The following is a 13,519-nucleotide window of genomic DNA, read 5'->3' as shown; positions in this document are numbered from 1 at the left end:
CCCGACGGGGCGCATATCATTTCTCATTTCTGAATCAAATAGCGAATGGTCGGGCCATCCTGCTGGATATCCAGCACCGTGTAGCCGTGGTTTTTCGCATCCAGCGGAATGTTGTTAATGGACTGCGGGCAGTCGCTGACCACTTCCAGAATTTCCCCTTTCTTGAGCTGCGGTAGCGCTTCAAGCGTGGCAACAGCCGGATAAGGGCAGGGTTCGCCGACCATATCCAGGCGGTAATCGGGCACGATCTCTTTCATGCAGCATTCTCCTGGGTTTCTGTTTTAACACTCGCACGACGGAAGAAACGTTTCTCCTGCGCGACAACCAGTAAAAAAGCGACCAGCAGCAGGGCATAGGTGACCAGCAGGCCACCGAGGGGGCCGAAGGTACTCAGCAGGTTGACCTTGTCCCAACTTGTGGCAAGCGCCGGGGACAGATCGTCCCAGAAGTACGCCAGGATCGTCGAGCCGATAACATTTCCCAGTCCCACCCACCAGTAATGCACCTGACCTTCAACGGCACGGTACATCCAGCCGGTTTCACACCCGCCAGCCAGCACAATCCCAAAGCCAAACAGCAGGCCGCCAATGACCGCGTTAGGACCGGCCCACATGATTTTCGGTTCGACGCCTAGCTGAACATAGCTGAAGATACCGATGGCGCTGACCGCCATCCCGGCGATAATCGCCTTCGCCATCATCGTCCGACCGGTGATCCACATATCGCGAAATGCTGAGGTAAAGCAGATCTGCGCGCGTTCAATGAGCAGACCAAAACCCACGCCGAACAGCATCGCCAGGCCGAGTTTGGGCTGGTTCATCGCAGTGCACATTGCCCAGGCGACCATCGCAAAAAAGACCAGCATACCGAGGCGGAAACGGCGACGCACCTGAGAGGGCTTTTGGGTTAACGGAGACGCTGCGCTGACTTTTGTCATTTTCACCGGAATGCGGAACAGCGGCAGCAGGGTGAATTTTGCGCCAAAGTAAGAGCCGATGGCCGTGGCGACAGCAAAAAACCAGGCGTGAAGCGAAAACTGAGGAATCCCCGTAAAGAAAGCGGCAAGGTTACAGCCCATCGCCAGACGGGCCCCAAACCCGGCAATAATACCGCCGACCACCGCCTGCATTATGCGAATCCGGCTTTTGGGCATCCGCAACTTAACGTTGTTTGCCCACAGCGCCGCCGCGAAACAGCCACCGAACATGCCGATGATCATCATCCCATCGATGCGGGTAAGCGGCGTGCCGTCCAGATGAATGAGTTTAAAGTAACCCCACTCTTCGGTATGCACGCCAGCGAGCTGCAGCAATTGACCACCCCAGCGGGTGAACTCGCCGGTGACCGCCCAGAAGGTACCGGTAATGCCGAAATAATAAGTAGAGAGAATGCCTGCCGTGATAACGGCCGGGACAGGTGACCAGAACTTAACCAGGTAAGTCTGTTTGAAGGATTGCCATGACATGAATAAGCCTCTGAACTCAGAAGGATTAAAGATAAAAAAAGAGACCAGATCATACGCTTACATGACAGTTTGAAAAGCCATTCACACCGAAAATATCGAAAGGATCAATTTTGACGTAATCCTTTGTTGATGGTAGGGCAGAAAGGGTAACCGTCTGGCAGGGATGCCAGACGGTGGAGGGGTTAGTCTTTACGCGTCGCCGCCTTCATAGCGGTTACAAACGCTTTCAGCTCGGCCAGCATCTGCTCTGGCTTGTCTACGTTCTTTTCGATGATCTTCACAATCGCGGAGCCGGAGATGGCACCTGCCGCCTTCGCGTCAATCGCTGCGGTGACCTGTTCCGGGGATGAAATCCCGAATCCCTGCAGCGGAGGCGCGGCATGGTACTCGGCCAGCTTCTCCACCAGATGATGCAGCGGCAGTGCCGCTTTATTCTCGGCACCGGTCACGCCTGCGCGGGAGAGCAGATAGGTATACCCGCGTCCGTAGGAGGCAATCTGGCGCAGCAGTTCGTCATCAGCGTTCGGTGGGCAGATGAAAATCGGGGCGACGTTATGGCGCATTGCCGCCTGACGGAATGGCGCAGACTCCTCAACCGGCACGTCTGCCACCAGAACGGAGTCGACGCCCACGCGTGCGCACTCGGCGTAAAACTCATCGATACCGCGGTTGAACACCAGATTGGCGTACATCAGCAGGCCAATCGGAATGGTCGGATGCTTCTGGCGAATCGCCGCCAGCATCTCGAAGCACTGGGTGGGTGTTACGCCCGAAGCAAATGCGCGCAGCGTTGCGTTCTGGATGGTCGGACCATCCGCCAGCGGGTCAGAGAATGGAATACCCAGCTCCAGCGCGTCGGCGCCGGCTTCAATCAGGGTGTCGATAATCTTCAGCGACTGTTCCGGGCCCGGATCGCCCAGGGTGACGAAGGGAACGAACGCGCCTTCCTGGCGGGATTTCAGTTCTGCAAATACGTTATCGTAGCGTTCCATCAGATTTCCCCTCGTGCTTTCAGAATATCGTGAACGGTGAAGATATCTTTGTCACCGCGGCCGGAAAGGTTTACCACCAGCAGCTGTTCTTTTTCCGGGTTCTCTTTAATCATTTTCAGCGCATGCGCCAGCGCGTGGGAAGACTCCAGCGCCGGGATGATCCCTTCGCTGCGACACAGCGTTTTGAACGCTTCCAGCGCTTCGTCATCGGTAATGGAGACATAGTCCGCGCGGCCGATACTGTTCAGATACGCATGCTGTGGTCCGACGGACGGGAAGTCGAGGCCGGCAGAAATAGAGTAAGACTCTTCAATCTGGCCCTCATCGGTTTGCATCATCGGGGATTTCATACCGAAATAGATCCCTACGCGGCCATGCTTCAGCGGCGCGCCGTGTTCACCCGATTCAATGCCGTGACCGGCAGGCTCGACACCAATCAGACCCACGCTGGTGTCGTCGATAAAGTCTGCGAACATACCGATGGCGTTAGACCCGCCGCCAACGCAGGCGATCACCGCATCCGGCAAGCGACCCTCTTTTTCGAGGATCTGCGCTTTGGTCTCTTCACCGATCATACGCTGGAATTCGCGCACGATAGTCGGGAACGGGTGCGGGCCCGCCGCGGTACCGAGCATATAGTGCGCGGTGTCGTAGCTGCCAGACCAGTCGCGCAGCGCTTCGTTACAGGCGTCTTTCAGCGTGGCGGAGCCGCTGTGCACCGGGATCACTTCCGCCCCCATCAGGCGCATACGGAAAACGTTCGGAGACTGACGCTCAACGTCTTTCGCCCCCATATAGATGCGGCATTTCAGGCCGAGCAGGGCGCTGGCAAGCGCGGAGGCCACGCCGTGCTGGCCTGCGCCGGTTTCGGCGATGATTTCGGTTTTGCCCATACGCTTCGCGAGCAGCGCCTGGCCCAGCACCTGGTTAGTTTTATGCGCGCCCCCGTGCAGCAGGTCTTCACGCTTCAGATAAAGCGTGGTTTTGGTGCCTTCCGTCAGATTGCGGCATTTGGTCAGCGCGGTTGGACGACCGGCGTAATTTTTCAGCAGGTCGGTAAATTCCGCCTGAAACGCCGGATCCTTTTGCGCGCTGACAAAGGCTTCTTCCAGCTGGCGCAGCGCGGGCATCAGGATTTGCGGGACGTACATCCCGCCGAATTCACCAAAATACGGGTTAAGTAATGTCGTCATCTTCTCTTCCTTAATATGCACGCAGAGTTTTAAAAACCGAGGCCAGCTTGCTGGAATCTTTAATACCCGGTTCTGACTCTACGCCTGAATTGAAATCGAGGCCTGCGCAGCCCGTTTTGGCGGCTTCTACACAGTTATCCGGGCTTAATCCGCCCGCCAGCAGGACGTTGTCCAGTTTCTCGCCGTTCAGCAGCGACCAGTCAAAACGCTGGCCGGTGCCGCCCTGGCCGTTATCGAGCACGTATTTATCCACATGGTTCAGGTTACGTGCGGGCAGGGTCTCGCCGACGCTTTGCGCTTTCCAAATCTGAACCTGAGGCGCCAGCGCAGCGCGCAGGGCATCGATATACGCCTGATCTTCGCTGCCGTGAAGCTGCACCGCGCTCAGGGATAACGCCTCGGCTTTTGCCGCAACGTCTGCAATATCTGCATTGCGGAAAACGCCCACGTAGCTGAGCGGAGCCGCTGCAATAACCTTACGCGCCTGCTCTTCGCTGACCGCGCGAGGGGACGAATCGACAAAGATCAGCCCGCCATAAATCGCCCCGGCTTCGTACGTGGCCTGGGCATCCTGTTCGCGGGTTAAGCCGCAGACTTTGTTTTCACCCAGCAGCACGCGTCGCACAGCCGCATTGAGATCGTCATGCTCCATCATGGCGGAACCAATCAGGAAACCGTTGGCGAAGTGGCTCAGCTCGCGCACCTGGGCGTAGCGGTTAATGCCGGATTCGCTGATAACCGTCACGCCAGAGCCCAGACGCGGCGCCAGCTGACGGGTACGGTTCAGGTCAATGGACAGGTCGCGCAGATCGCGGTTGTTGATCCCGACCACTTTAGCGTCCAGCGCAATCGCGCGTTCCAGCTCTTCTTCGTTGCTTACTTCGGTCAGCACGCCCATGTTCAGGCTGTGCGCCACGGCGGAAAGCTGGCGATACTGCTCGTCGTTGAGCACGGAGAGCATCAGCAGGCAGGCGTCGGCCTGGTAAAAGCGCGCCAGCCAGATCTGATACGGGTCGATAATAAAGTCTTTGCACAGGATCGGCTGCGGCGCGATGCCGCTGACGATCGGCAGAAAATCGAAACTGCCCTGGAAATATTTCTCATCCGTCAGCACGGAGATGGCTGACGCATGATGCTTATAAATGCCGGCAATACGTGCCGGGTCGAAATCGTCACGAATAACGCCTTTCGACGGGGAGGCTTTTTTGCACTCTAGAATAAACGCGGTGCGCGCACCCTGCAGGGCATCATAGAAACGACGTTGGCTTGGGACGACGTCATTCTGGAAACTGGCAAGCGGCTGCTGTTGCTTGCGGGCTTCCACCCAGATGGCCTTATCGGCAACGATTTTCGCTAAAACGGTCTGCATTCTTTACCCTCTTGCCGCAAGTGCGGTAACGCGATCGTAAGCTGCACCGGAGCGCAGTACATCCAGAACTTTTTGAACGTTGGCCTTCAGGTCTTCCTCACCGTGCAAACGCATCAGCATGGCGACGTTGGCAGCAACGGCGGCCTCATGAGCGACCTCTCCCTTACCTTGTAATAAGCGCGTCAGAATGTCACGGTTTTCTTCCGGCGTACCGCCAGCCAGCGCTTCCTGGTGATACGGCGCGAGGCCGAAGTCGGCAGCGTCCAGCTGATAGCTGAGGATTTCACCGTCGCGCAGTTCGGCCACCAGAGTCGGCGCATGAAGAGAAACCTCATCCATACCGCCGCTGTGCACCACGGCGGCACGTTGGTAACCCAGCACACGCAGCGTCTCGGCAATCGGCAGAACCAGTTCCGGGCTATAGACACCAATCAGCGCCAGCGGCGGATGCGCCGGGTTGATCAGCGGGCCGAGCACGTTAAACAGCGTACGGGTTTTGAGCTGCTGGCGAACCGGCATCGCGTGGCGGAAACCGGCGTGATACTTCGGCGCAAACAGGAAGCAGACGCCCAGGTCATCCAGCGCCTCACGGGAACGCTCCGCGTTCATCTCGAGATTAATACCGAATGCGGCGAGCAAATCGGAAGAACCTGACCGGCTGGAAACGCTGCGGTTACCGTGTTTCGCGACCTTCAAACCACACGCCGCCGCCACGAAGGCGCTGGCGGTGGAGATATTGATGCTGTTACTGCCGTCTCCCCCGGTGCCGACAATATCGGCAAACTGATAGTCCGGGCGCGGGAACGGGGCGGCATTTTCCAGCAGGGCCGTAGCGGCACCAGCGATCTCCTGCGGGCTTTCGCCGCGCACTTTCATGCTCACCAGCGCGGCCGCCAGCTGTTCAGGTTTCAGCTCACCGCGAACCACGGCGGAGAAGAGCTGGTGGCTCTCCTGCTGGCTCAGGGTCTGCGCCTGGTACAGTTTTTCCAGAATCGGCTGCAGGGTATTGGTCTGTTCCAGCTTCTGTAACGCCCAGTCGAGCGTCTGCTCCAGCAGGCGGGCGCCGTGGGAGGTCAGGATAGATTCCGGGTGGAACTGCAGGCCGCAGACGCGGTCCGCATCGTGGCGCACCGCCATCACCATGCCTTCAAACGAGGCGTTGATGGTCAGCCCGGCTGGAATATTGCTGCCAACCAGCGAGTGATAGCGCGCGACCGGGAGCGGGTTCGGCAGCCCGGCAAACATTGCCTGGCCGTCATGTTCAATGCTTGATGCTTTACCGTGCAGGATCTCACCCGCCTGGCCAACGTAGCCGCCATAGGCTTCAACGATCGCCTGATGACCGAGGCAGATGCCGATAATCGGCAGCTTGCCGCGCATACGGGTCAGCAGCTCCGGCATACAGCCTGCTTCGCTCGGTGCGCCTGGCCCCGGGGAGAGCATCAGCACCGGGTTTTGCATGGTGGCCAGACGGTCAATCAGGGTCTGCGCCGGAACGTGGTTGCGGTAGATAACAACGTTATGGCCATTCGCACGCAACTGATCTGCCAGGTTATAGGTAAAGGAGTCGATATTATCGAGCAGCAGAATGTCAGCCATCAGAAAATCTCCTGTGCATGGTGTGCGGTAGCAATGGCGCGAAGGACCGCACGGGCTTTACTGCGCGTTTCGTCTGCTTCAGACTGCGGAACAGAATCAAGGACAATCCCGGCCCCCGCCTGGACGGTGGCAATACCGTCTTCAACATAGGCGGAGCGGATTACGATGCAGGTGTCGAGATCGCCGTGTGCGGTGAAGTAACCCACCGCGCCGCCGTAGCTGCCGCGACGGCGTCCTTCGGCGGCGGCAATCAGCTGCATGGCGCGTACTTTTGGCGCACCGCTCAGGGTGCCCATGTTCATGCAGGCGCGGTAGGCGTGCAGGACGTCGAGGTCGTGGCGCAGTTCACCGACCACGCGGGAGACCAGGTGCATCACGAACGAATAGCGGTCGACTTTAGTCAGGTCCGCCACGTAGCGGCTGCCCGGGGTGCAAATGCGTGCCAGATCGTTACGTGCCAGGTCAACCAGCATCAGGTGCTCGGAGAGTTCTTTGTGGTCGGTACGCATCTCCAGTTCGATGCGGCTGTCCAGATCGCGATCCAGGGAGCCATCGGCGCGACGTCCGCGTGGACGGGTTCCGGCAATCGGGTAGATCTCAATCTGACGGCTGGTGGCGTCGTACTTCAGCGAGCTTTCCGGCGAGGCGCCGAACAGCGTGAATTCATTGTCCTGCATGAAGAACATGTACGGGCTTGGGTTGCTCTTTTTCAGCACGTCGTAGGCCGCGAGCGGCGACGGGCAGGGCAGAGAGAAGCGACGGGAAGGAACAACCTGGAAAATTTCTCCTGCGCGAATCGCCTTTTGCATCTGGCGAACCACGGCGCCGTACTGATCGTCAGTCTGGTTAACATCGCACGTCATTTTTTCCACCCGCTGCACCGGAAGTGCAGGCGGCGCTTCCGTCATCTGCTGCTGCAGTTGAGCGATGCGGTGCTCAAGACGGTTTTTCTCAGCAGTGGAAGGCGTGAACAGGCTTGCCTGAATGCGTGTGTATTGCTTCTGGTGGTCGATCACCAGCAGCGTTTCAGCCAGATAGAAACAATAGTCCGGGCAGCGGTTACCTTGCTCGGTTTCCGGCAAATCTTCAAATCCGGCGACCAGGTCATAAGCGAACAGCCCGCCGAAGAACATCGCCTCACGCTCGTCTTCCGGCACGGTGACCAGGTTCTGCAGCAGGCGGAAGGCATCAAAAACGGACAGGGAGCAGAGGCGCGCGTCTTCGTCCAGCAGCTGGCTCACCGGCGGGAAATGCAGAATGCGCATTTCTGGATGACGTTCGTTTTCAATGCCTGAAGGCAGGGTGGCATCCAGCAGCGGCAGCAGCGATGCGCCATTGTCTGACAGTGCCTTAATTGTGACGGTGTCACCTAAAGCGGTAATGCGCAGCGCGCTGTCGACCAGCAGCAGGCTCTTGAGATCGTCCTTGCTGTCGATATCCGCAGATTCCAGCAGCAGCGTTGCCGGACGGGCACCGCAGACCTGATGAAACAGCGCGGTGGGGTTGTGGCGATAGGCCGCCTCGCAGGTCAGCAGTTCGAGATGTGGTTTGGCTGTTTGCATTATATTGTTCTCATTTTTTGTTCAAAAAAAAGCCCGCCTGGAAGCGGGCTGGGTATCTGTTTGCATTTCGCAGACGCGTGACACTGCCCGAGGATCAGGAAGTACGCCACCAACCGTGCAGAGTGAAATGTGCTGTCATTTTCAGATACCTTTCTCGTGTGAACTTGCGTACTAGTTAACTAGTTCGATGACATATTGTCAACCCTTGATTTCAGAATTTCAACGTAAGTCGGTATCATAGTGGTTTCGGATGTCTCCAACCTGTTACGGGAAGTGCTTTGAGCGATACCACCTACGCCATTATTTATGATTTACACAGCCATACTCAGGCTTCTGACGGCCTGCTGACACCCGAAGAGCTGGTCCATCGCGCCGTTGACATGCGCGTCGGCACGCTGGCGATAACCGATCACGATACGACAGATGCCATTCCGGCGGCGCGCGCCGAAATTGCCCGCTGCGGGCTGACGCTGAATCTGATACCCGGCGTCGAGATATCAACCCTCTGGGAAAACCATGAGATTCATATCGTTGGCCTGAACATCGATATAGACCATCCGGCACTGACTGCATTTTTGCAAGAACAAAAAACGCGCCGCACTCAGCGTGCAGAGATGATCGGCGAGCGTCTGGAAAAGGCGCATATTCCGGGCGCGCTGGAAGGCGCACAAAAGATGGCGAACGGCGGGGCGGTCACTCGCGGTCATTTCGCCCGTTTTCTGGTAGAAGCCGGCAAAGCGACGACCATGGCGGATGTTTTTAAAAAGTATCTGGCGCGCGGGAAAACCGGATACGTTCCGCCCCAGTGGTGTACAATAAAACAAGCTATTGATGTGATTCATCATTCTGGCGGTAAGGCCGTGCTGGCCCATCCGGGACGGTATAATCTTTCTGCTAAATGGCTGAAAAGACTGCTGGCGCACTTTGCCGAATGCGGTGGCGAGGCGATGGAAGTCGCCCAGTGTCAGCAGGCGCCCAACGAGCGCGCGCAGCTCGCGACCTATGCCCGCCAGTTCGGCCTGCTTGGGTCACAGGGATCTGATTTTCATCAGCCCTGCGCCTGGATCGAACTGGGGCGCAAGCTCTGGTTGCCCGCTGGCGTTGAGCCGGTCTGGCAGCTCTGGGAACAGCCGCAGCAAATTGAAGAGAGGGAAGTATGAGTCAGTTTTTCTATATCCATCCGGATAACCCGCAGCCACGTCTGATCAACCAGGCCGTGGAGATCGTCCGTAAAGGCGGCGTGATTGTCTACCCGACCGATTCCGGCTACGCGCTGGGCTGCAAAATTGAAGATAAAGGGGCGATGGAACGCATTTGCCGTATTCGCCAACTGCCGGACGGCCATAACTTTACCCTGATGTGCCGCGATCTCTCTGAGCTGTCGACCTATGCGTATGTCGATAACGTGGCGTTCCGCCTGATTAAGAACAACACGCCGGGTAACTACACCTTCATTCTGAAGGGCACGAAGGAAGTACCGCGTCGTCTGCTGCAGGAAAAACGTAAAACCATCGGTATGCGCGTGCCGTCTAACCCGATTGCGCAGGCGCTGCTGGAAACCCTCGGCGAACCGATGCTTTCTACCTCGCTGATGCTGCCGGGAAGTGAGTTTACCGAGTCCGATCCGGAAGAAATTAAAGATCGTCTGGAGAAGGTGGTCGAGCTGATTATTCACGGCGGTTATCTCGGCCAGCAGCCGACCACCGTGGTCGACTTAACCGAAGATGCACCGGAAGTGATTCGTGAAGGTGTGGGTGATGTAAAGCCTTTCTTGTAAACCCAAGGAATAAGGGGGCACAACGCCCCCTATTCTCAACGGCGAGTCAATGCCAGGCGTAGACCTAACCCTATAAATGTTACGCCAACAATTCGATCCAGCATTTTCTGCAATCTTCTATTCTGAGAAACTGCACCGGCGGCGCTACCTGCAAGAACAGCAAAAGCGATATCTGTCAAAAATGCTATCAGCGCGTAGACCATACCCAGAACCAGGAAAGAAGTGGTGTGATGTTCACCCCCTGGTGAAACAAACTGGGGGAAGAAGGAGATGAAGAATAAGAGCACCTTCGGATTGGTCAAGGTTGTAATAAAGCCTTTAGAAAGCAGATTCGTAAGAGTAGATTTTGTCTTCACGGGTTCAGCTTCATGGCGATTGGCGGTTTGTTTTGTAAATGTTCCCAAAACCATTTTACTGCCGAGATACATCAGATAAGCCGCACCAAGATACTTAATGATGGTGAACATCAGTGGAGAAGCTGTAATCAAAGCAGTTAATCCCACTGCGCTTGCAACAGCATGGGTACAGCTACCTAAAGCCACGCCTGCAGCAGAGATGATCCCCGCTCGTCTTCCGTTAGCCACACTTTGACCTATCACGTAGGCCATGTCAGGCCCTGGTGTGATGGAAAGAAGAAAAACAGACAGGGCAAAAAGCCCAAAGTTTGTTATGTCCAGCATAGTCATCTCCGAAAACTCTACATTTAACACCAATGCTAACATTGAATTATTATGCATTAAATAGTGTTTTTTATGCTAGCAAGAAGGTGCCAGCATCAATATAAGCACGCGTTCCTTTCTGATTGCCTCGCGGAGAATTCCATTTACATCTGGCGAAAAAGACTGGTTTGTTTCAACACGACGTGGTTTCGACGGGTTAGCGTGTTTCAGCTATCAATGCCGGGACTCAGACGCATAAAACTTGTTGAATCTTTTAGGCTAAAGTTAGTGTAGTATGTGCGCCCACGATCATTGTGTGTGACAGCTTGTGTGACACGTTGTTTGCCATGCTGTGTACCATGAAAGAATTACAGATCAGTGAGTTAAGTTGATATTTAGCTAACTCGTTGTTTTAGAAAGTACACCAGACGCCTGTGAAGGCGACACCTGAGGAAGCTCAATGAGCGAGAAGTTACAGAAAGTGCTGGCGCGTGCCGGCCACGGTTCACGCCGTGAAATCGAAGCCATTATTGAAGCGGGCCGCGTGAGTGTGGACGGTAAAATCGCCACGCTGGGTGACCGCGTTGAAATCGTACCGGGGCTGAAGATCCGCATCGACGGTCATCTTATCTCCGTGAAGGAATCTGCTGAACAAATCTGCCGCGTGCTGGCTTACTACAAGCCGGAAGGCGAGCTGTGCACCCGCAACGACCCGGAAGGTCGTCCGACGGTGTTTGACCGTCTGCCTAAACTGCGTGGCGCTCGCTGGATTGCCGTCGGTCGTCTGGACGTAAACACCTGCGGTCTGCTGCTGTTTACCACCGATGGTGAACTGGCAAACCGTCTGATGCACCCAAGCCGTGAAGTGGAACGTGAATACGCGGTGCGCGTATTTGGCCAGGTTGATGAGAATAAACTGCGCGATCTGTCGCGTGGCGTTCAGCTGGAAGACGGCCCTGCGGCTTTCAAAACCATCAAGTTTACCGGTGGGGAAGGCATTAACCAGTGGTACAACGTGACCCTGACCGAAGGCCGTAACCGCGAGGTGCGTCGTCTGTGGGAAGCTGTAGGCGTCCAGGTGAGCCGTCTTATCCGTGTTCGTTACGGCGACATTCTGCTGCCGAAAGGACTGCCACGCGGTGGTTATACCGAACTGGATCTGACCCAAACCAACTACCTGCGCGAGCTGGTCGGCCTGACGCCGGAAACCACCTCAAAAGTAGCGGTGGAAAAAGACCGTCGTCGCATGAAGGCGAATCAGATCCGTCGCGCGGTGAAGCGCCACAGCCAGGTGAGCAGCAGCCGCCGCTCCGGCAGCCGTAATAACAACGGTTAATATAAAAGCCCGGTCAACGCACCGGGCTTTTTTCTTTTAGTAATCAACGCCAATTTGCGCTTTGATGCCCGCATCAAACGCGTGTTTGACCGGACGCAGCTCGCTGACGGTATCGGCCATCTCCAGTATATCCCGATGACACCCGCGCCCCGTGACGATAACCGTCTGGTGTACAGGACGGTTCTTCAGAGCATCCAGCACGGCTTCCAGCGGCAGGTAGTCGTAGGCGACCATATAGGTGATCTCATCCAGCAGAACCATATTCAGCGAGGGATCGGCCAGCATTCTCTTTGCATGCTCCCAGACGGCGAGGCAGGCGGCAGTGTCCGTTTCCCGGTTCTGGGTATTCCACGTAAACCCGGTTGCCATGACCTGAAACTCGACGCCGTGAGGCTCGAGTAAATTCCGCTCGCCGTTGGGCCATGTGCCTTTAATAAACTGGATCACGCCCACTTTTTGCCCGTGACCGACGGCGCGTGTCGCCGTGCCGAATGCGGCGGTGGTTTTCCCCTTGCCGTTGCCGGTAAAGACGATGACGATCCCACGCTCGTCCTGGGCCGCCGCGACGCGCGCATCGACCTGTTCTTTCAGACGCTGCTGGCGCTGCTGATGACGTTCTTCACTCATTGCGAAATTCCTGGTTTACGGCCCGGCTGGGCGTCAAAGGTCATCCCGGTTTTGCGGCGACTGTCGTCGCCCATCAGCCAGAGATAGAGCGGCATAATGTCTGCCGGGGTTTTCAGCTTCTGCGGATCTTCGCTCGGGAACGCGCTGGCGCGCATTTTGGTACGCGTACCGCCCGGGTTAATGCAGTTTACGCGCAGATGGCGGCTCTGATACTCCTCCGCCAGCACCTGCATCATGCCTTCGGTTGCGAATTTTGATACGGCATAGGCTCCCCAGTTAGCGCGACCCTCACGGCCAACGCTGGAAGAGGTAAAGACCAGGGACCCTGATTCGGATTTCAGTAATAAAGGAAGCAATGCCTGTGTGAGGAAAAACGTGCCGTTGACGTTGACCTGCATCACCTGCTGCCAGATATCAGGATCCTGTTCATCCATCGGACGCACTTCGCCTAACAAACCGGCGTTATGCAGCACGCCGTCGAGTCTGGGATAGTGGGTGCTGATGCGCTGGGCTAATTCCTGGCACACCGCGGGCGTGCAGGTCAGCAAATCGAGTGTATACCACGGGGCCAGCGTGCCACATTTAGCCTCAATCTCCTGAGAGACGTTTTTCAGTTTTTCTTCGTTGCGCCCGATCAGAATGACATTCGCGCCGTATTCGGCGTACGTCAGGGCCGCCTCGCGGCCAATCCCGTCGCTGGCACCGGTGACAAGGATAATCCGGTTTTGCAGCAGATTTTTTTGCGGTTGATAATGCACGGTGGCTCCTCAGGCGACCGGTAACACAATGGCGCCTTTATGATGACTTTTCGGCTTTATGCCCGAATTAGCCTAATAATTCAATCAGTCTACAGGAGGCATTACTGTAAAATTAACAATTTGCAAATATTTAAACTCCAGGACGGGGATTCCTGAAGGCGGCTCGCAGAGGTAATGTCACG

Annotated in this window: 14 protein-coding genes and 1 other annotated feature; of the genes, 3 read left to right on the top strand and 11 right to left on the bottom strand. The window is 56.4% G+C overall.

Annotated elements, in window-relative coordinates; translation table 11 throughout:
* Positions 1 to 23: 23 nt before the first annotated feature.
* The 8 genes from yedF to trpL form a co-directional block, all read right to left on the bottom strand.
* Complete coding sequence (gene yedF / locus V1566_RS15865) at positions 24 to 257, bottom strand: sulfurtransferase-like selenium metabolism protein YedF (RefSeq protein WP_003856774.1); 234 nt, start codon at positions 255 to 257, stop codon at positions 24 to 26.
* Complete coding sequence (gene yedE, locus V1566_RS15860) at positions 254 to 1,465, bottom strand: selenium metabolism membrane protein YedE/FdhT (RefSeq protein WP_395303949.1); 1,212 nt, start codon at positions 1,463 to 1,465, stop codon at positions 254 to 256. The genes yedF and yedE overlap by 4 nt, the downstream gene beginning before the upstream one ends.
* A gap of 182 nt (positions 1,466 to 1,647) precedes the next feature.
* Positions 1,648 to 2,457 carry a tryptophan synthase subunit alpha gene (trpA, locus tag V1566_RS15855; protein WP_395303948.1) on the bottom strand — a complete coding sequence of 270 codons (810 nt, stop codon included), beginning with the start codon at positions 2,455 to 2,457 and terminating at the stop codon, positions 1,648 to 1,650.
* Positions 2,457 to 3,650 carry a tryptophan synthase subunit beta gene (gene trpB, locus V1566_RS15850; RefSeq protein ID WP_395303947.1) on the bottom strand — a complete coding sequence of 398 codons (1,194 nt, stop codon included), beginning with the start codon at positions 3,648 to 3,650 and terminating at the stop codon, positions 2,457 to 2,459. The genes trpA and trpB overlap by 1 nt, the downstream gene beginning before the upstream one ends.
* 10 nt (positions 3,651 to 3,660) lie before the next feature.
* On the bottom strand, positions 3,661 to 5,019 hold the full coding sequence (trpCF, locus tag V1566_RS15845) for a bifunctional indole-3-glycerol-phosphate synthase TrpC/phosphoribosylanthranilate isomerase TrpF (RefSeq protein ID WP_395303946.1): 1,359 nt from the start codon (positions 5,017 to 5,019) through the stop codon (positions 3,661 to 3,663).
* Between the two features lie 3 nt (positions 5,020 to 5,022).
* Positions 5,023 to 6,618, bottom strand: a complete 1,596-nt coding sequence (gene trpD, locus V1566_RS15840; protein WP_395303945.1) for a bifunctional anthranilate synthase glutamate amidotransferase component TrpG/anthranilate phosphoribosyltransferase TrpD — start codon at positions 6,616 to 6,618, stop codon at positions 5,023 to 5,025.
* A complete protein-coding gene (locus tag V1566_RS15835) occupies positions 6,618 to 8,180 on the bottom strand; it encodes an anthranilate synthase component 1 (RefSeq protein WP_395303944.1) in 1,563 nt (520 codons plus the stop codon). Before V1566_RS15835 ends, trpD begins: the two co-directional genes overlap by 1 nt.
* 23 nt (positions 8,181 to 8,203) lie before the next feature.
* Positions 8,204 to 8,298: a sequence feature (Trp leader region), on the bottom strand.
* Entirely contained in the window at positions 8,275 to 8,319 is a 45-nt protein-coding gene (gene trpL, locus V1566_RS15830) for a trp operon leader peptide (protein WP_106993556.1), read from the bottom strand. It overlaps the preceding feature by 24 nt.
* Before the next feature lie 139 nt (positions 8,320 to 8,458).
* On the opposite strand from trpL, the gene rnm reads away from it, so the two are divergent.
* Positions 8,459 to 9,340 (top strand): RNase AM, encoded by an 882-nt coding sequence (gene rnm / locus V1566_RS15825; protein ID WP_395303943.1) that lies wholly within the window; start codon positions 8,459 to 8,461, stop codon positions 9,338 to 9,340.
* Positions 9,337 to 9,957, top strand: coding sequence for an L-threonylcarbamoyladenylate synthase (locus V1566_RS15820; RefSeq protein ID WP_003856793.1), 621 nt, complete (start codon positions 9,337 to 9,339; stop codon positions 9,955 to 9,957). Before rnm ends, V1566_RS15820 begins: the two co-directional genes overlap by 4 nt.
* Positions 9,958 to 9,992: 35 nt before the next feature.
* Here the strand turns inward: V1566_RS15820 and V1566_RS15815 are convergent, their stop codons facing one another.
* The gene (locus tag V1566_RS15815; protein WP_395303942.1) at positions 9,993 to 10,637 is read right to left on the bottom strand and encodes a LysE family translocator; all 645 of its coding nucleotides are present in this window, start codon (positions 10,635 to 10,637) and stop codon (positions 9,993 to 9,995) included.
* 439 nt (positions 10,638 to 11,076) lie between these two features.
* On the opposite strand from V1566_RS15815, the gene rluB reads away from it, so the two are divergent.
* Positions 11,077 to 11,952: a 23S rRNA pseudouridine(2605) synthase RluB gene (gene rluB / locus V1566_RS15810; protein WP_023312076.1), complete on the top strand. Its 876-nt coding sequence runs from the start codon at positions 11,077 to 11,079 to the stop codon at positions 11,950 to 11,952.
* A gap of 36 nt (positions 11,953 to 11,988) precedes the next feature.
* On the opposite strand, the gene cobO is transcribed toward rluB, so the two are convergent.
* Both cobO and V1566_RS15800 read right to left on the bottom strand, forming a co-directional pair.
* Positions 11,989 to 12,579, bottom strand: a complete 591-nt coding sequence (gene cobO, locus V1566_RS15805; protein WP_024907116.1) for a cob(I)yrinic acid a,c-diamide adenosyltransferase — start codon at positions 12,577 to 12,579, stop codon at positions 11,989 to 11,991.
* Complete coding sequence (locus V1566_RS15800; RefSeq protein WP_395303941.1) at positions 12,576 to 13,337, bottom strand: YciK family oxidoreductase; 762 nt, start codon at positions 13,335 to 13,337, stop codon at positions 12,576 to 12,578. The genes cobO and V1566_RS15800 overlap by 4 nt, the downstream gene beginning before the upstream one ends.
* Positions 13,338 to 13,519: the final 182 nt, after the last annotated feature.

The sequence above is a fragment of the Enterobacter sp. ECC-019 genome, assembly GCF_043974075.1.
Lineage (GTDB): Bacteria > Pseudomonadota > Gammaproteobacteria > Enterobacterales > Enterobacteriaceae > Enterobacter > Enterobacter asburiae_D.
The sequence above is the reverse complement of the archived record's forward strand: the minus strand, read 5'-3'. Positions and strand labels throughout refer to the sequence as shown.

Coding starts and splice junctions, on each gene's coding strand:
- V1566_RS15835 (WP_395303944.1), bottom strand. CDS start 8,180: ATGCAAACAGCCAAACCACATCTCGAACTGCTGACCTGCGAGGCGGCC.
- trpB (WP_395303947.1), bottom strand. CDS start 3,650: ATGACGACATTACTTAACCCGTATTTTGGTGAATTCGGCGGGATGTAC.
- V1566_RS15815 (WP_395303942.1), bottom strand. CDS start 10,637: ATGCTGGACATAACAAACTTTGGGCTTTTTGCCCTGTCTGTTTTTCTT.
- V1566_RS15820 (WP_003856793.1), top strand. CDS start 9,337: ATGAGTCAGTTTTTCTATATCCATCCGGATAACCCGCAGCCACGTCTG.
- cobO (WP_024907116.1), bottom strand. CDS start 12,579: ATGAGTGAAGAACGTCATCAGCAGCGCCAGCAGCGTCTGAAAGAACAG.
- yedE (WP_395303949.1), bottom strand. CDS start 1,465: ATGTCATGGCAATCCTTCAAACAGACTTACCTGGTTAAGTTCTGGTCA.
- trpD (WP_395303945.1), bottom strand. CDS start 6,618: ATGGCTGACATTCTGCTGCTCGATAATATCGACTCCTTTACCTATAAC.
- rluB (WP_023312076.1), top strand. CDS start 11,077: ATGAGCGAGAAGTTACAGAAAGTGCTGGCGCGTGCCGGCCACGGTTCA.
- trpCF (WP_395303946.1), bottom strand. CDS start 5,019: ATGCAGACCGTTTTAGCGAAAATCGTTGCCGATAAGGCCATCTGGGTG.
- trpA (WP_395303948.1), bottom strand. CDS start 2,457: ATGGAACGCTACGATAACGTATTTGCAGAACTGAAATCCCGCCAGGAA.
- yedF (WP_003856774.1), bottom strand. CDS start 257: ATGAAAGAGATCGTGCCCGATTACCGCCTGGATATGGTCGGCGAACCC.